Annotated in this window: 21 protein-coding genes; 1 reads left to right on the top strand and 20 read right to left on the bottom strand. The window is 50.1% G+C overall.

Annotated elements, in window-relative coordinates; translation table 11 throughout:
- Positions 1-5 precede the first annotated feature (5 nt).
- The 16 genes from folD to ACFVRY_RS13905 form a co-directional block, all read right to left on the bottom strand.
- On the bottom strand, positions 6-863 hold the full coding sequence (folD, locus tag ACFVRY_RS13980; RefSeq protein WP_387500784.1) for a bifunctional methylenetetrahydrofolate dehydrogenase/methenyltetrahydrofolate cyclohydrolase FolD: 858 nt from the start codon (positions 861-863) through the stop codon (positions 6-8).
- A gap of 516 nt (positions 864-1,379) precedes the next feature.
- Positions 1,380-1,835 (bottom strand): transcription antitermination factor NusB, encoded by a 456-nt coding sequence (nusB, locus tag ACFVRY_RS13975; RefSeq protein WP_066363708.1) that lies wholly within the window; start codon positions 1,833-1,835, stop codon positions 1,380-1,382.
- Positions 1,836-2,246: 411 nt separating this feature from the next.
- Complete coding sequence (locus ACFVRY_RS13970) at positions 2,247-2,483, bottom strand: DUF2273 domain-containing protein (protein WP_387500783.1); 237 nt, start codon at positions 2,481-2,483, stop codon at positions 2,247-2,249.
- 15 nt (positions 2,484-2,498) lie between these two features.
- The gene (gene amaP, locus ACFVRY_RS13965; RefSeq protein ID WP_066363713.1) at positions 2,499-3,038 is read right to left on the bottom strand and encodes an alkaline shock response membrane anchor protein AmaP; all 540 of its coding nucleotides are present in this window, start codon (positions 3,036-3,038) and stop codon (positions 2,499-2,501) included.
- Between the two features lie 75 nt (positions 3,039-3,113).
- Entirely contained in the window at positions 3,114-3,527 is a 414-nt protein-coding gene (locus ACFVRY_RS13960) for an Asp23/Gls24 family envelope stress response protein (protein WP_066365508.1), read from the bottom strand.
- Positions 3,528-3,640: 113 nt separating this feature from the next.
- Positions 3,641-4,984 (bottom strand): acetyl-CoA carboxylase biotin carboxylase subunit, encoded by a 1,344-nt coding sequence (gene accC, locus ACFVRY_RS13955; RefSeq protein WP_387500782.1) that lies wholly within the window; start codon positions 4,982-4,984, stop codon positions 3,641-3,643.
- A 55-nt stretch (positions 4,985-5,039) separates the two neighbouring features.
- A complete protein-coding gene (accB, locus tag ACFVRY_RS13950) occupies positions 5,040-5,546 on the bottom strand; it encodes an acetyl-CoA carboxylase biotin carboxyl carrier protein (RefSeq protein WP_066363724.1) in 507 nt (168 codons plus the stop codon).
- A 149-nt stretch (positions 5,547-5,695) separates the two neighbouring features.
- Positions 5,696-6,586, bottom strand: coding sequence for a SpoIIIAH-like family protein (locus tag ACFVRY_RS13945; RefSeq protein WP_387500781.1), 891 nt, complete (start codon positions 6,584-6,586; stop codon positions 5,696-5,698).
- Positions 6,587-6,617: 31 nt separating this feature from the next.
- Positions 6,618-7,259 (bottom strand): stage III sporulation protein AG, encoded by a 642-nt coding sequence (spoIIIAG, locus tag ACFVRY_RS13940; protein WP_387500780.1) that lies wholly within the window; start codon positions 7,257-7,259, stop codon positions 6,618-6,620.
- Between the two features lie 46 nt (positions 7,260-7,305).
- The gene (gene spoIIIAF, locus ACFVRY_RS13935; protein WP_387500779.1) at positions 7,306-8,067 is read right to left on the bottom strand and encodes a stage III sporulation protein AF; all 762 of its coding nucleotides are present in this window, start codon (positions 8,065-8,067) and stop codon (positions 7,306-7,308) included.
- A gap of 82 nt (positions 8,068-8,149) precedes the next feature.
- Complete coding sequence (gene spoIIIAE, locus ACFVRY_RS13930; protein ID WP_387500778.1) at positions 8,150-9,376, bottom strand: stage III sporulation protein AE; 1,227 nt, start codon at positions 9,374-9,376, stop codon at positions 8,150-8,152.
- 47 nt (positions 9,377-9,423) lie between these two features.
- Positions 9,424-9,813 (bottom strand): stage III sporulation protein AD, encoded by a 390-nt coding sequence (spoIIIAD, locus tag ACFVRY_RS13925; RefSeq protein WP_066363745.1) that lies wholly within the window; start codon positions 9,811-9,813, stop codon positions 9,424-9,426.
- Between the two features lie 12 nt (positions 9,814-9,825).
- A complete protein-coding gene (spoIIIAC, locus tag ACFVRY_RS13920) occupies positions 9,826-10,029 on the bottom strand; it encodes a stage III sporulation protein AC (RefSeq protein ID WP_025335735.1) in 204 nt (67 codons plus the stop codon).
- A 13-nt stretch (positions 10,030-10,042) separates the two neighbouring features.
- Positions 10,043-10,561, bottom strand: a complete 519-nt coding sequence (gene spoIIIAB, locus ACFVRY_RS13915; RefSeq protein ID WP_387500777.1) for a stage III sporulation protein SpoIIIAB — start codon at positions 10,559-10,561, stop codon at positions 10,043-10,045.
- A complete protein-coding gene (spoIIIAA, locus tag ACFVRY_RS13910) occupies positions 10,554-11,555 on the bottom strand; it encodes a stage III sporulation protein AA (protein ID WP_387500776.1) in 1,002 nt (333 codons plus the stop codon). Before spoIIIAA ends, spoIIIAB begins: the two co-directional genes overlap by 8 nt.
- 83 nt (positions 11,556-11,638) lie before the next feature.
- Positions 11,639-11,902 carry a YqhV family protein gene (locus ACFVRY_RS13905; RefSeq protein WP_387500775.1) on the bottom strand — a complete coding sequence of 88 codons (264 nt, stop codon included), beginning with the start codon at positions 11,900-11,902 and terminating at the stop codon, positions 11,639-11,641.
- A gap of 223 nt (positions 11,903-12,125) precedes the next feature.
- On the opposite strand from ACFVRY_RS13905, the gene ACFVRY_RS13900 reads away from it, so the two are divergent.
- Positions 12,126-12,995 carry a YitT family protein gene (locus ACFVRY_RS13900; protein WP_387500774.1) on the top strand — a complete coding sequence of 290 codons (870 nt, stop codon included), beginning with the start codon at positions 12,126-12,128 and terminating at the stop codon, positions 12,993-12,995.
- Positions 12,996-13,258: 263 nt separating this feature from the next.
- Here ACFVRY_RS13900 and ACFVRY_RS13895 read toward each other — a convergent pair whose 3' ends face one another.
- The 4 genes from ACFVRY_RS13895 to ACFVRY_RS13880 form a co-directional block, all read right to left on the bottom strand.
- Positions 13,259-14,512, bottom strand: coding sequence for an aspartate kinase (locus tag ACFVRY_RS13895; RefSeq protein WP_387500773.1), 1,254 nt, complete (start codon positions 14,510-14,512; stop codon positions 13,259-13,261).
- Between the two features lie 272 nt (positions 14,513-14,784).
- Positions 14,785-15,342: an elongation factor P gene (efp, locus tag ACFVRY_RS13890; protein ID WP_066363761.1), complete on the bottom strand. Its 558-nt coding sequence runs from the start codon at positions 15,340-15,342 to the stop codon at positions 14,785-14,787.
- 93 nt (positions 15,343-15,435) lie between these two features.
- On the bottom strand, positions 15,436-16,506 hold the full coding sequence (locus tag ACFVRY_RS13885) for a M24 family metallopeptidase (RefSeq protein ID WP_066363762.1): 1,071 nt from the start codon (positions 16,504-16,506) through the stop codon (positions 15,436-15,438).
- 75 nt (positions 16,507-16,581) lie between these two features.
- The gene (locus ACFVRY_RS13880; protein ID WP_387500772.1) at positions 16,582-17,073 is read right to left on the bottom strand and encodes a YqhR family membrane protein; all 492 of its coding nucleotides are present in this window, start codon (positions 17,071-17,073) and stop codon (positions 16,582-16,584) included.
- Between the last annotated feature and the right edge of the window lie 122 nt (positions 17,074-17,195).

Below are 17,195 nucleotides of genomic sequence, written 5' to 3'. Positions count from 1 at the left end.
TCTACCTACTCCAGTCCGTGACGGCGTTTCGCTGCAATCAGCGTGTTCCCCATCAGCATCGTAATCGTCATAGGGCCCACGCCGCCCGGTACAGGAGTAATATGGCCGGCAACTTCTTTCGCGCTTTCATAGTCCACATCACCGGCAAGTTTGCCAGAATCCAAGCGGTTCATGCCCACATCAATGACGATAGCGCCCGGCTTCACAAAGGATGCATCAATGAAATTAGCACGTCCAATTGCGACTACCAGGATATCCGCCTGACGGCTGAGCTCCGCAATGTTAGCTGTGCGGGAATGACACATAGTAACGGTAGCATTCTCACGTTGCAATAGCAGGGATACCGGCTTACCGACAATATTACTGCGACCGATGACCACAGCATGCTTACCGGAAATCTCTGTTCCTGTACGCTTGATCAACTCTATGACACCAGCAGGTGTACATGGAAGAAGGCTGTCGTCGCCAATAACCAGATTACCCACATTCACCGGATGGAAACCATCAACATCCTTTTCTACAGCAATCGCATCAATAACGGCCTTTTCTTCAATATGTCCCGGCAACGGCAATTGCACCAGAATCCCGTCAATGTCGTCACGTTGATTCAACTGTTCTACCAGTGCCAGCAGCTCTTCCTGCGAAGTCGAAGCATCCAGTCTATGTACTTCGGAATGGAAGCCCAGACTAATGCAGGATTTCTCCTTATTGCGAACATAGACCTGCGAAGCTGGGTCTTCCCCAACAAGTACAACGGCAAGGCCAGGTTTTACCCCACGTTCCAAGAGCCCAGCAACCTCCCGGGCAATGTCGATGCGAATTTCGTCGGATACTTGTTTACCACTGATGATTGCTGCTGTCATGAAAATCTCTCCTCTTTGGTAGGCTTTGGTTGATTTTATATTATAAATTGAACCTGTTTTGGGGCTCAAGTCAAAATCAGAGGTCAACGTTAAAGTTCATTCCTGATTCTACGATAACTCCTACTTCCAGCTTAATTTATTTTAAAAAGTTAATAGCTCTACGCAAAACATGGCGTGCTCTCAAAACTTAGGCTTGCAAAGCGCTGCAAGTGCAGGGTTGTCCCCTGAATCTGAATCTGCCGATACATATAGAGGTAATATTACACCTTAAAAGTTGGGAATTTCGTGTGTAATGTACATTAAGAGCAATAACCGTATCTAATCTAAAAGACTCGCTTCTCTGAAACTAAAATGAACCATTTTAGCATACGATAATGCTCCTAAACCATACATTCACCTGTTTTTTGCTAAATTAAGGAGCACTTCTGCGCTTTTTCCCACAGCTAGTTATTTCTCCATAGCTAGTGACTTTCGCACACCCATGGTCCCCCCACAGCCTCCTCAAGGTTAACTCACTTATTGGAGATGATCCGCTTTGAGCGTGTCCAATTCCTGAATCATCTTACCCAGCACGCCGTTCACGAACTTGCCGGAATCCTCGGTTCCAAAATGCTTGGCCAGATCAATGGCTTCGTTGACGGAGACCTTGGCAGGAACATCGCTTGCGAATACCATTTCAAAAGTCGCCAGACGCAAAATCTGACGGTCTACTCGCGACAGACGGCTCATTTGCCAGCCCTTCAAGTAATATTCCAGCATGTCATCAATTGCTACCTTATGTTCCCAAACACCATTCACATGGTCTACTACATAGTGCTTCAGTTCAATCTCATCGGTAATGACACGCTCTGTCTCATTCTCCTCCGAAGCCTCTTCCAGCAGCATTTCCACCGCCTCTGCACTGTCCACATCATTCATTTCCATTTGGTACAGGCTTTGTACAATAATTTCTCTAGCTAAACGTCTCTTCATGTGTTCCTCCTAAAATCTTGTTTCTCATATCTTTATTTTAAGCCCAAATTCAGCACTTTTTATCCCTATATAAGACGAACTTAAGATCCTAACTTAAGGCTCAGTCGTCATTGCGGTGATGTTTGGACTTCCGGTCGCTGTTGTCCCCAGATTTCTTCTTTATTAACCGCTTTTAGCGGTTGAAATCCGGGAACAAAGGCGAACGCGTTCGCTCCTTCAGTTCCAAACCTCCCCTTCATTCCTTCCCGCTTTTTTGTTGATTTCTTTTATTCGTCTTATATATAGGACACAGATATTATGGCAGCTGCGTCAAAAGCCTTCTCTCCACAAAAAAACCGCGTGATCTTTCTTCCGGGGCAACGAACAACAACAAACCTACAATTCCTGCTTCGGGAGAAAGACTATCGCGGTTCATTTGAAAGGACGCCAGCGTCCAGACAACCACTCCACCAGCTCCTGCCATCTAACCATAGGAGACTGCGCGTGATCGTCCTTCCTTTTGCCAAGCGTATATCCGATGAACACTACCAGTGCAAAGAACAGCATATCCCAAAAACCACTAAACAAATAAATCAAACCGAGAATGACCCCGAAGGAGACTCCGGCGATCCTACCCCCGTGACTTTCCCATACTTCTCTCCAGGACATAGGGGAAACCCACCTCTATTCCACTCGACTTTTGAAGCTTGGAGACTGTGACAGGTTGGCTATATATACGGACACATCCGCAACCGGTATGCCAGTCGTTTCCTGCACGAAATCGTGCACCTGACGCTGAACTTCCGTGGTCAGTAGCGGGAGCGAATGCTCTCCGTCCACGACCGCGCGGATCATAATTTCCAGACCCGCCTGAGAGACGCGAATACGCGACTTCAGATCGCGGATGCCTTTGACCTTGCCGGCAGCCTTGAGGCTGAGGTTCTCAATCGTTTCCATGGAGATCTGGATATCCCCATACTCTGTGCGCTGATCTACCGAAGGCAGCGTTGCCCGGTCACGTCGCATGGAGATGTAGAAGAAACGAATGCTGAGCAAGAACAGGATCACGGAGATCGTGATCGCAACAATGTAGACTGCCGGCCCATCCTTAATTTCCACTGTTCTGGGGATGGCCCCGCTCAAGAGGAGGATGGCTATTGCAGATAATATTCCGATGCTAAGGCTGTAGATGAACAGCAGAAGCCTGTCCAAAATTTTTGCCACGAGTCTCATAACCTCCTTAAATTAGAGTAAACCCTCGACGTTGCTGTCGGGGGTTTATAGAAGAACGGGTGGCTATTATTTCACACGAAGCACGGCTTCGGCATCCTCGTTCTTTTCTACAGTGGCACTCTTGAACTGCACATCATGAATATGAACATTGACTTCCACAACGGTAAGCCCCGTCATGGTCTCGATGGAACGCTTAACATTGCGCTGAATCTCCGCCGCTACTTCAGGAAGCCGGTTGCCGTACTCGATAATTACGGATACATCCACCGCAGCCTCACGTTGTCCAACCTCTACTTTCACACCTTTGGACAAGTTCTTGCGTCCGAGAAGCTCTACAATTCCTCCAGCAAATCCACCGCTCATGCCGGCCACACCTTTAACTTCTACGGTAGCCAAACCTGCGATTACCTCGATGACTTCCGGGGCAATTTGGATTTCACCGATTTCCGTCCGTTCGAATTCCGTCGGCAATGTACTCATCTTAGCCTTCACACCTTTCAACATGTTGTTCATGATTTCAAGCTTAAAGCACGTCTCTTATTAAACATACTATATCATTTGGCGAACTTTATGACAAACAAAGCAAAGTCGTCCTAAACTTCATACTCTTCCAGGAATTTAATATCAAAATTCCCGTCCAAGAACACAGGATGTTCAAGCAGTTTTTGATGGAACGGAATAGTCGTATGAATTCCCTCCACCGCGAACTCGCCCAGGGCACGCTTCATCTTCGCAATAGCTTCTTGACGGGTCGGTGCCCAGACGATCAGCTTCGCAATCATGGAATCATAGAAAGGCGAAATAGTATACCCAGGATAAGCGCCACTATCTACGCGAACACCAAGACCACCCGGTGGCAGATAAAAGCCGATTTTGCCCGGGGAAGGCATGAAATTCTTCTCAGGATCTTCGGCATTGATCCGGCATTCAATGGACCAACCGTTAATGACAATATCCTCTTGCTTGAAGGAAAGCGGATTGCCTTCAGCTACGGAGATCATTTCTTTGATAAGGTCAACACCGGTAACCATTTCTGTAACCGGATGTTCGACTTGAATCCGAGTATTCATTTCCATGAAATAGAAATTACCATCCGGACCTAGTAGAAATTCCAGTGTACCTGCTCCAGAATAGTTCACGGCAAGCGCCGCACGTACGGCCGCATCCCCCATGGCCTCACGAATTTCCGGTGTCAGTACGGCACAAGGCGCTTCCTCCACCAATTTCTGGCGGCGGCGCTGCACAGAACAGTCCCGTTCGCCCAGATGGACTACGTTGCCATGCTTGTCAGCAATAATCTGTATCTCGACATGCTTCATTCCCGTCAGGAACTTCTCCAGATAGACTCCGGCATTGCCGAAAGCTTTCTGTGCTTCCTGCTGGGCTGCAATAATCTGCTTCACCAGAGATTCTTCATCCTCGGCAATCCGGATGCCCTTGCCTCCGCCGCCCGCTGTTGCCTTAACGATGATCGGATACCCGATCTCACGGCCCAGCGTTATCGCTTCTTCTACATCACCCACAAGGCCATCAGAACCCGGGATAACCGGGACTCCGGCCTGCTTCATGGTGTCTTTCGCCACAGCCTTGTCACCCATTCGCGTAATCGCTTCCGGGGAAGGCCCGATAAAGGTAATATTGCAAGACTCGCAAATCTCCGCAAAATCTGCGTTCTCCGCGAGAAATCCGTATCCCGGATGGATAGCATCGCATTCGGTCAACGTGGCAACACTCATAATATTGGTAAAGTTCAGATAGCTGTCCTTGGATAGCATAGGTCCAATGCAGTAGGCCTCATCTGCCAGACGGACATGCAGTGAGTCCCTGTCGGGCTCGGAATAGACCGCTACGGTGGAAATGCCGAGTTCACGACAGGCCCGGATAATGCGGACCGCTATTTCTCCACGGTTGGCAATCAGCACTTTTTGAATGTTCATGCGTTTCCTCCCAAAAGTATTGCGGAGCTTTAAGCTCCGCATGATTTACGGCATATTATTCCGGTTTGACCAAGAACAGTGGCTGGCCGTATTCCACAAGCTGGCCGTTCTCGACCAAGACGGATACGATTTCGCCTTTCACTTCCGCTTCAAGCTCATTCATCAGCTTCATAGCTTCGATAATGCACACTGTTGTCTTGGCATTGACACGGTCGCCGACTGATACGAACGCCGGCGCTTCAGGAGATGCGGCACCATAGAAGGTACCGACCATCGGAGACACGATTGTATGTAATGTACTTTCTGCAGGAGTAGACGGAGTCTGCACCTGAACAGGTGTCTCAATTACAGTTGGCTGCACCGCTGGTTGCTGCGGAACAGGCTGTTGCAGAACAGGCTGCGTCAGAGGGTAGGCATAAGGAACCGCTGTTCCGTCGGCCTCAGGGCGGTCCGGTTTGCGGATAGCCAGTTTCATTCCTTCGCTCTCAATCTCCAGCTCATGTACGGAGGATGTCTGGTCCAGCAATTTGATCAATTCCTTAATTTCGCTTAATTTGAACATAAAATCAGTTCACTCCTTCAGCTTTCTCTCGAAACCGCTCTTCTTCGCGGACAAGATAACTTTAAGTATTATATCATAAACGCTAGAAATGGAAAGAGCCCGGGATAACCCGAGCACTTTCGCTATTTTCTTTGTTTTTTCACATCCGATTATTGCTGAGAGACGTATTGTACACTAACCTTGTCCTGAGTGACGCTAAGTTCCTTCATGACCAGGTCCACAATGCCCACTGCCTGCTTCACATCCAGCTTGTCACTCAGCACAACCACTTTATAGAAATTATTACTGTCTTCCTTGACAATGGCTTCCCCGTATTTTTGCTGAAGCTGCTCTTCGATGTTATTGATTTTGGACTCTTTGTCTTCCAGCGCGTGCAATTGTTCTTGCGCTACGGCATTCTCAGCTGGCGTCTTATCCATATCGTTAATCAGAGCCATAAGATCGCGGTATTGCTTCTGATTATTTTGCTCACGCTCGTATAAATAATTGGTGAAGAGACTGCTTGCCGAGACGCTTTGGGAAGCGACTTCGTCCAGAACATCAGCATCCTTCTTGGCTGGTGTTTTCTCACCTGCTGCTGTGGTTTTCTTATCGGCACTCTTGTCACCGCTACTCTTGCTATCAGCAGTTGTTTTGTTACTGTCAGTTTTTTTATCCCCCGCAACTGTTTTATCGGCTGCCTTGTCTGAAGTTTCAGTGACGGCTGCTGAATTATTACTGTTATCGGTAGCCTTGCTGCTGTCCTCAGTAGTTGCTGCTGTGCTGTCATCTAATGTTGCAGGGTCTTGTGCAGTTTTTTGAGCGGTAGCATCTACATCGCCCGTAACATCACCTTGGGTCACAACTTCATTGACCTCGAAGCCTTTATCAAGAGCATTATTGGCGGAGGTTCCCTTAGCTGCGCCATCCACCTGCATGCTGCCCGCCGTCTCCTTCGGAACTGAAGCACCAGAGTCTTCTGTGAATAAATAATATGCGGATAAGACCACCATCAAGCTGAGCATCGATACTAACCAAATCGTTTGTCTTTTGCCGTTCATTCCTTATTCCTCCTTTTATGCTTTCCTTCTTCTATTCCTGCTTGCGCGGCACTACGGAGATCCTATAGCTTGGTACATTCAGGCCCTTCTGAACTGCCTGTTCAATCAGGCTGCGGACAACCTTGTTCTCTGCCCCTTTGGCTACGACCAGCACACCTCGCACCTGAGGTTTGACCCGTTTGGTTATGATCGGGGTCTGGTCCCCGGACTGGGTGTAGGTTACGATCTCACCGTCTCTTGTGTACTGCGTCGTATGACGCTTTCCCCCGTTGGCATCCGTCTCTTCACTACTCTGCTGAGAGTCCTTTACATCTCTTTGCACGACGATTTCCTCAGTGGAGTCAACGGTGACCATAATATCCACTGTCCCCACGCCGACGATTTTCTCCAGAATTTCCTTCGTGCGGTCCTCCATGGCCTGTTCTATGCTGGAAAAAGAATTACTGACCGCCGGATCAGCCTGCTGGATTGCAGCCTGCGAACTGCCGGAGCTAGGCGGCTCCCGCCCCGTATTCTCGCTGTCGAGCTTCTTCACATTCACAAAAGAATTAAACAGCATGATCGCCGCGCCCAGTAAGCCCAGAATAATCAACCAGCGGAACGTATGGCTCCGCTTTGGGCTTCCCTGTCCGCCCCCGGCCCACTGTTCCAGTTTTTTCAACCAGTTGCCCATCCCTATATCCCTCCTTCATTGTTTGGCGTACTTTCGATTGCTGGTCTCACATCTTCTTGTCGCTTACACTTTGATCTTGTATGTGGATGGCCTCCGGATTGAGATCCCATTTTTGCTTCAGCAGCTCAGTGATTGACTTTGCTTCTTTCGATGACTCCCCGCTCTCGTCGGTACTGCCCTTTATTCCCGTATGTCCGGTTTGGGATGGTGCTGCACTTGGCGTGCCCCCTATAGTCACCTCTACGGCTTCCACAGGGACGATGACAATCGGCTGGGAGACTGCTGCGCCGGAGGAACCTTCCTCTGCCCCTGAAGGGGACTGGGCCGCGGGCAGTGCTACTGTTACACCTGAGATCATCGGGACTTCTTCTCCACCGCTGCCCCCAGTCGGCTTGCCCATCGCCAGCGAGACAGTTACCCGGACACCTCGGACGCCCGCTTCACTTGCGATTTGATCTCTCATCTGTCCCGCTACTTCCTCCGCCGCCAGCTTGAGACTCTGCTCCTGACGGCCTTGAGCTAACTTCTGTCCGTCCGCCAAAATCTTTTCCAGCGAATCCGTCCCCTTGCCAGTGCTTGTGAACATTCCGCCTGTCTTCTCTTGCTGACTCATCGCCAAGCTAAGCTCCTTAGCAGCGTCTCCCTTCAGCAAGGAGACGACGGGGTTCAACAGGGTAAGCAAGATCAACAAGCTGAGCACCAGTCTGGCATAACGCTCCATGGACTTACTAGGAAGCAGCAACTCCACGAAAGCCGCCAGCAGGACTACAAGGATGATCTCACGCAGCCAATCGCTTAACCAAGTCATCGTCTCCCTCCCAAAAGTGTGTTGCTGATTCTGCATCCCGGAATCCTCTGCTGCAATTCGGCTTCAGAAGCACCGCCTGCACTCACCTCATCATTACCGTGACATTGCCTGCGGTCAGCATAATCGTGACGGCCAGGAAGAACATCAGCGAGACTGCAGCCAAAGCGGCGAACACATACACCATACTTTTTCCAATCGTCTGCAGGCAGGTTACGATCGGTGTCTCACCGAGCGGTTGCATCACTGCGGCAGCAACATTATAGATAAGAGCAAGTACCAGGATTTTGATCGCCGGGAATGCACAGAGGAACAAAATGATGATGACCCCAGACAACCCAATGGCGTTCTTCACCAGCAGCGAGGCAGAGATGACGGTGTCTGTAGCATCCGCGAACATTTTACCGATGACCGGAACAAAATTTCCCGTTATATACTTTGCAGCCCTGATCGTAACCCCGTCAGTGACCGAGCTGGTAATGCCCCTGACGGATATGACGCCCAGAAACACAGTCAGCAGTACCCCCAGCAGCCCGGCACCGATATTACGCAGCAGATTGGCCAATTGAGTAAGCTTGTATTTCTCGGACAATGAACTGACCAGATGCAGCACGGCTGAGAAGAATAGCAGCGGGAAAACCATGGTGTGAATTAGGGTACCGACCGTATGGATCATGAACACGATCAGTGGATGAGTGACCGAGACCGTGATGATATTCCCCATGGAAGCGAGAAGCGCGAAGAGCAGAGGAATCATCGCCATCATGAAATCAATCATCCTGTCGATCGCATCCTTGGCATAACCGATAGCAATATTGAAACTGTTAACGGCAATGACGAGCACTACCATATAACAGAGGGTATACGCGACTTTACTGACGGTTTTACGTTCAAAAGCAGTCTGTAGCGTCTCCAGGATCATACTCATCACACTGATCATGACAATGGTGACGAGGAGCTTGCCGTTATACATTACCTCGTGCCACATGTACGCTCCCAGACCTGACAGCACCCCTTTCATGCTGAGTCCCTTGTCGCCTGGCAACAGCATATCCATGAGGGTAGGGGTGGCCCCGTCCGGGAAAAATCCGCCGTAATCCTTCATCAGCTGATCCCAGTATTTGTCCACTTTATCTTTGGGAAGGCTCTCCACCTGGCTTTTCACCCATTGATCCACCGGTGATGAGCTTCCTTCAGGAGTGGGCGCTGGCGAAGCAGCGACGCTCCCGGCACACCACAGCATCAGGAGGCAGGGGAGCAGAAGCAGTATGATTTTGAACGGCGGAGGGCGAAACTTGCGGCGCTCCGACATGGCTTCTCCTCCCTGCTCCACTTTCGCGTTCGTAGTTCTTTCAGGCCCTATGCGGGCAGAAGCTTCATGACCGTTTCAATAATAATGCTGATGATGGGAACGGCCAGCACCATGATCAGTATTTTTCCAGCTAGCTCAATCTTTGAAGCAATCGACTCCTGGCCTGCATCACGCACCACCTGGGCGCCGAATTCAGCGATGTAGGAAATCCCGATAATTTTAAATATGGTCTTCAGGTAGATCATTTCCATCCCAGAGGATTCGGCGATCCGCTCCAGCGTGGAGAGGACCATCCCGATTTTGCCAATCAGGAGCAGAAAGATCAGAACTCCTGTAGCAGCTGTGAGCAGGAAGGCGAACATCGGCTTTTGTTCCTTCAGGACGAGTATCAATATGGTCGACATGAGCCCAATCCCTACAACTTGAATGATTTCCATGACACGCCGCGCCTATTGAAAAAGAAAGATCGTTTTGATTTCCTGGAGCAGTCCGTCCAGCATGCGGATGACCATGAACAGCACGACGACGAACCCAATGACTGTGACCCAATGGGCGATATCCTCTTTGCCCATCTGCTTAAGCACGGTATGAATCATGGCGATGATGATGCCAATGCCGGCAATTTGGAAGATGGCATTCACTTCAATATTCATTCCTGGCACCTCGCTAAAAGATCAAAATGACGATCAATGCTCCAAGCAGCAGACCCAGGCTTTTGCTCATAGTTTCGTATTTGCCTTGATCCTCTCTGGCCGCCGTCTCTTCCTGCTTCAATTGCTGCAAAGCCAGCGCGATATGGTTGCTCTGGTTCGACCTGTCGCTGGTGCCAAGCGTACAGCTTAGCTGCCTCATAACCTCTTTCTCCGCAGCTTTCAGCGCTGCGGCCTTCCAGTGAACCTCGATAGCCCGGCCGAAGGCCTCTTCGGCACTTCGATCATGCGGCGGAGACATTTCCTCGGCGGCTTGGACAAACAAGGCTCGCAGCGGCTCCTTGCACTGCTGTCCGATCCGCCGCAGCGCTTCCGGCAGCGGTGTGAAGCCGTACATGATCTCCGTCTCCAGCCGCTGCAGAGCAGCGATCAGGCCACGGATGTTCCGGGGGCGGTCCGCATACTGCCTGGCCCGTTGGAACCCGGCCAGTGTGCCGGCTAGCACAACCAGCACGGCGCCGAACAGTTTAAGCATGGCGTTCACCACCTGTCCGCTCTCCCGGTGAGCCGGGCAGCAGCGCGCGCTTCTGACTGTCCAGAATGCGGAAGGATAATCCCGCCTCACTGCGGTGCAGAATCACATAGCGCTCGAACATCTTGTGTTCGAGCAGACTACCCAGGCCCGGTCTGCGGGCCAGCTCGGCCACTTCCTTACCGTGTGCGGAAGCCACGACTGTGATGCCTGCGTGCAGTGCTTCAGTTACCGCATCAGCATCCTCGGGGCGGCCGATCTCGTCGGCAATAATGACGTCTGGGGAGAGCGAGCGAATCATCATCATCATTCCTTCCGCTTTGGGGCAGCCGTCCAAAATGTCGGTGCGTGGGCCTACATCGAAAGCAGGTATCCCGCGTCTGCTTCCTGCAATCTCGGATCGCTCGTCGACAATACCAACCTTGAGACCCTGCCGGTTCCCGCCTTGCCTGTTCTGGCTGCCGCCAGAGATCTGTCTGGCGAGATCGCGCAGCAGTGTGGTCTTGCCATGCTGGGGCGGCGAAAGGATCAGCGTATGCAGCACCCGCATTCGACCTTTGTCCAGCAGATAGGGCAGTACACCGTCAGCCACACCCGGTACCTCACGTGCGATGCGTACATTGAATCCGGTGATGTCGCGCAGATGTTCGACACCGCCCCCGCTCAGCACAGTTCTTCCGGCCAGTCCAATTCGATGGCCTCCAGGAATCGTAATGAACCCTTTCCGCAGCTCTTCTTCCATCGTATACAAGGAATGGTTACTGATCAGATCCAGCAGCCGGTGGCTATCCTCTCGGTCCGGCCGATAAGCTTCTTCTGGCTTTTGTGTGAGGCTACCATCGGCGCTTAGAAAGTGGTACTTGCCGGAATAGTTGATTTCGAGCGGTCGGCCTTCGCGGACCCGTATTTCCTCTACCGCTGATAAAAGTTGCAAGGGAAGACTTTTTAGCAGCATTCTTACTTTTTCAGGGAATAAGTGAAGCCAGTCATTTGCCATACAAGCTACCCCCAAGTTGTCCTCTACTTCTTCTGCTTTAGTTCATATTTATGCTTGTACCGGTCAAATATGACTATCATCTATCATTTTTTTAGAATTCCAATTAAGAGAAAGGCAACACCGCAGCCAATCCAGCCTAGCTTGCCCCAGGACAGTTCCTGCGCCATCCCGGTAAGCCCGATAGCCGTGGTCAGAATCAATATGGTGGGTCCAACCAAAGCCAGTGTAGAATTGACGGCCAGTGCCTTATCCACCTGATTAAACCTCAGCATAAGCAGCGCAGCTATAATCTCGGCACTGCCGGACAGCATTCTCAGTACAGCCATCCAGCTTACATACTTGTCCAAATCCGCTCATCTCCTTTTGACAAAATTAAAACACGCTTGCTCCCTTTGAATTCTCTACTTCCAGCCATTATTCATGGATATGCGGGACGGGCCCGGATTAGACAGGAAAGAAAGGGAAGATTAAGGGGAAGACTGTGAAACAAATCATAGTGCTCATCCTGATAAGAAAATATCATCGGTATGATAAATTTATTTTTTATACGAGAAAAAAAGAGGGGATATCATGATGTACGTTCGGAATTTATGGACAGGGCTAACTGGCGCAGTTGCTGTGAAGCGGGCGCGAGAAGTAGTTATTATTATTATTTCGGCCTTTATGGTCGCCAGTGGGCTACGTCTGTTTCTGATTCCACACCAGCTATTAAGCGGAGGAATAGCCGGGGCAGCATCCGTAGTGGGTTATCTAACCAATCCGAAATATATCTCCATAATTTATTTTGCGATGAACTTACCGATTCTAGTGTGGGGTTTTATCGCTGTGGGAAAGAAATATATCTGTCTAAGCATGCTCTCGGTGGTGGCTACTACCTGGTTTATGACGATTATTCCGGTGGTGAAATTGACCAAAGACCCGATTCTGGCCAGTATTTTCGGTGGGGTGATTATTGCCTGTGGTGTTGGCTTTGCGCTACGAGTGGGCGGTTCATCCGGGGGATTTGATATTCTTGGCTCCATTATTACCCGTAAGCACGATATTCCGATGGGGTCGATCCTGTTCGTAATGGACGGAATCGTGATTCTGAGTCTCGGCTTCTTCAAAAGCTGGGATTCGGCCCTCTATGCCATGCTATGCATCTTCGTCAAGAGCCGGGTCGTAGATATGATCCATATCCGCCATGTCAAACTGACCTGCTTCATCGTCACCAAGGAACGGGAGAAGATGCTGAATCGACTCACGCTCCTGCCCCATGGGGTTACCGTAGTGAATGCGGAGGGTGGCTACAGTCATGAGGGAAACACCATGCTGATGACGGTCACAACCCGTTACGAGCTGTCGGAGCTTAGGAAGACGATCCTGGAGACCGATCCCAAAGCCTTCGTCAATGTGCTAGAGACGGTAGAGATTCTGGGCAGATTCAGAAGACTTGCTTAGCAGCGGCAGAGTGATCCGATAGATTCAGATTCGGGCAGTCTACCTCTTCTCTTTTTTTTAGAGAATATAGCTACTATATAGAATGTATTAAAAAAACAAACATAGCCAAGAAATAGAGAGCTCATATAAGAAAGATCAACGTGTAATCTGTCGACAGTCTATATTCCGGCGCTAGCCTTCCTATGGAAGGCTGCTTCCCATAGAAAAAGGATGCCAACAGCCTTAATGGCTGCTGACATCCCTTTTGTACGCTCACGTCTTGCTTAACGGCGATCTTGTGGTCCGCCAACAAAAGCTTGCTCGGTGGTATCCAAATTATAGGCAGTGTGAAGCGCCTGAATGATATTTTGCAGATTGCCGGATTCAATTACACAGGATACCTTGATCTCGGACGTGCTTACCATCTTGATGCTGACGCCCTGATTGGAGATAACCTCGAACATTTGAGCCGCCACGCCAGGATGGCTGACCATGCCAGCGCCGACAATGGATACTTTAATAAGATTATCCTCGGAGGTCACTTCACGGTAAGGCAGTGCGCTATGCAGCCCCTTGATCACTTCCTTGGCACGGTCCAGATCATCTAGCGAGACTGTAAAGGAGAAATCTGCATGCTCCCCTTGCACGCCGCTCTGTACAATAATATCCACATCGATGCCTTCACCAGCCAGCGTGCCGAAGACTTGTGCGAGTACGCCCGGCACATCAGGCACTCCCAAAATGCTGATCCGTGCCACGTTCTTATCGTAGGCAATACCGCTTACCACTACTCCCTGCTCCATGTTTGTTTCCTCCTTCACAACAGTACCTTCATTATGGTTAAAGCTTGATCTGACGACCAGCTTGACTTGATGACGTTTGGCATACTCCACGGCACGTGGATGCAGAACAGCAGCGCCCAGATTGGCGAGCTCCAGCATCTCGTCGTAAGAGATTTCCTTCAGTTTGCGCGCCGTCTTCACGATCCGGGGGTCGGTTGAATAGATCCCGTCGACATCAGTGTAGATCTCACACACATCCGCTTTGATCGCGGCTGCAAGCGCAACAGCCGTTGTGTCGGAACCGCCACGTCCCAGCGTAGTGATCTCTCCGTCCACAGTCATCCCCTGGAATCCGGCAACGATGACAACCTGATTCTTCTCCAGAGACTCCAGCACACGGCTAGGCAAAATTTCGTTAATGCGAGCACGTCCGTGCGTCTCATCCGTGCGGAATCCGGCCTGCCAGCCTGTATAAGACACGGCATCCCGGCCAATTCCATGCAGCGCGATAGACAACAGAGCGACAGAGATTTGCTCCCCTGTAGTCATCAGCATATCCATTTCACGCGCCGGTGGCTGAGCGTTCAGCGCCTTCGCCTGATCAATTAAATCATCTGTTGTATCCCCCATGGCGGATACAACTACAACACAGCGGTGGCCCTCATCCTGCTTCTGTGCAATACGTCCTGCGACCCGCTTCATGCGTTCGATGTCGCCGACGGAGCTGCCCCCGAATTTCATAACATAAAGTGACAAAGTCCCATTCACTCCCTATTTCGGTCTATGTAGTATCTTGCTTTCAGTTTCCCGCTTTAAATCAGTATAATACGAAATTAGTGTTATGCGTTAATGGTTTCACAAAAAAATATCCGGGCAATTCTTGGATTGTCCGGAAACACGCCCCTCACGAGGGGATTTTAACAGGAATATAGTTGTTTGGGAAACCCAAACACGTACAAGCCCCACCGCTAATGCGGGGGGCTCGTACGCAATAAAGTTTGATATGGAACAATATTCTTGCCTTACAACTACGCGCGGGAGATGTATTTACCTTCGCGGGTATCGATCAGAAGAACATCGCCCTCGTTGATGAACAGTGGCACTTGTACAGAGTGGCCAGTCTCCAGCTTAGCGGATTTGGTAGCACCTTGAGCGGTGTTTCCTTTCACGCCTGGCTCAGTTTCTGTAACCTTCAGCTCTACGCTGGTAGGCAGGTTGATCCCAAGGATCTCGCCTTGGTAACTTACGATGTTCACAGTCATGTTCTCTTTCAGGAAGTGAAGTTCCCACTCAAGCTGTTTGCTGGACAGTTCGAATTGATCGTAAGTTTCGTTGTCCATGAATGCATGATCCGAACCACTGGCATACAGATACTGCACACCACGGTTTTCGATGATGGCACGACCGATGGTTTCTCCTGCACGGAAAGTGCGCTCAACGGTGTTACCGTTACGCAGGTTTTTAAGCTTGGAGCGAACGAATGCCGCACCTTTACCTGGCTTAACATGCTGGAAATCAATGACGGTGAAGATATCGCCGTCCACCTCTACGGTCAAACCTGTTTTGAAATCGTTAACTGAAATCACAAATACCCCTCCTGAAATCAATAATTATAATGGAACCCTGATGAGAAAATATAGTCTTCCCGTTCGAAAGCTACTCATGGGCTTAAAGCCAGCTTACAAAATTGTGTACTCTTTGGACGAATGCGTCAGCAGCGAAATGCCGCTTTCCGTAATCACTACATCATCTTCAATACGTACGCCGCCGAGGCCCGGCAGATAAATTCCCGGCTCTACAGTAACTACCATGCCTGGCTCCATAATCTCATCACTGAGCTTGGAGAGACGTGGCCATTCATGCACTTCCATGCCAAGGCCATGGCCAGTGCTGTGTCCGAACTGCTCGCCGTAGCCATAACGCGTAATAATATCACGCGCCAGTGCGTCGCATTCACGTCCGGTCATGCCCGGTTTGATATTTGCCAGCGTATGTAGCTGAGCCTCAAGCACAATATCATAGATCTCTTTCAGCTTCGGATCAGGCGATCCCAGCGCAATGGTCCGCGTCAGGTCGGAGCAGTAGCCGTCAAGCAAAGCGCCGAAGTCCAAGGTTATGAACTCGTTACCCTTGATCACACGGCTGCTCGCCACACCATGCGGCATCGACGAACGTTCACCGGAAGCGACGATCGTATCGAAAGACGAAGACGTTGCTCCATGGGTACGCATGTAGAACTCCATCTCCAGATCCACATCACGTTCAGTCATGCCCGGTTTGATCACATTCAGAATATGGCGGAAGGTATCATCCGCGAGCGCGCCGGCCCGTCTCATGACAGCCAGCTCTTCTTCATCCTTGTAGGTGCGCAGGTTCTCAACAATTTTGGATACCGGAACCAGCTCAGCCGGCTTTAAGGCTTCCGCATAAGCTGTATAAGCGCTGTAAGCCACTTGATCCTGTTCAAAGCCAATACGCACATTGTTGCCTGCTGGCAGCAATTCACGTACTGTATCTAGAAACTTGGAAGCGTGCTCTACCACTTTTAATCCGTTTGATTGATCCGCTGCCTGTGTCATATACCTGAAGTCTGTTAGCAAATACGCTTCATCACCTGTGACGAGCACATATCCTGACGACCCGGTAAATCCGCTCAAATAGCGACGGTTGATGTCGCTGGTAATTAACATCGCATCCAAACCTTGATCCAGCAAAGCCTTGCGCAGCTTGGAGACACGCTTGTTGCCCATTTTCATTCTCCTCTCAAAATAGCCACATTGTATTTTAACATAGGGTTATGCCCTTGAGAAGTTTTTTTGAGGCGTTTAAGTAAGTATGCTTTTCCGCTCCCGCTTGCGCTCGTCCGTGTACTCCATCGCAGCGGTATAGCCGATAAACAATCCCCAGAGTAAAAAAACGCAAAATTCACTGATCACTGAATTCCAAGGCAGTCGGAACGGACGCTGCAACAGGAAGAGCCAAGAACCCCCCAGAAAGAGGCCTGCCCACCAGAGAACGCCATAAATCATCCCCGGCCACGGGCCCTTTAACCAGCGGAACGCGAATACATAAATCAGGGCAGCGATCACCGACAGGAGAATAAAGGACAAGTAACCGATCAAATGTCCGGCCGGCTTCAGCAAAAACTCATGCTTAAAGAAAGGCTCTGCCAAAAATGCGGGAATGACCTTCGTAAAATGCAGTGTATACATGATCCACCGGGCACCTCCCCAGAACAATCCGGCAAAAAAGCCGAGCTCCAAGGCAAACCCAAACGGATTTGTATGTACTGTTCTCTGTTGTTGCGGCTTGCTCATCTTCGCTGTACACCCTTTCCTCAATGGTTTAATGCGGCCTTAACATCCTTATCCTCTCTCTAATGGATAGTATGTACAGTAAAAGCCGATCCAACTAGTAATGTCCGTAAAAATTAGTTACA

This window comes from Paenibacillus sp. NPDC057934 (genome assembly GCF_042887565.1).
In the GTDB taxonomy this organism is placed as follows: domain Bacteria; phylum Bacillota; class Bacilli; order Paenibacillales; family Paenibacillaceae; genus Paenibacillus_AQ.
Note: the sequence above shows the minus strand (reverse complement) of the source record. Positions and strands in the feature narration are given on the sequence as shown.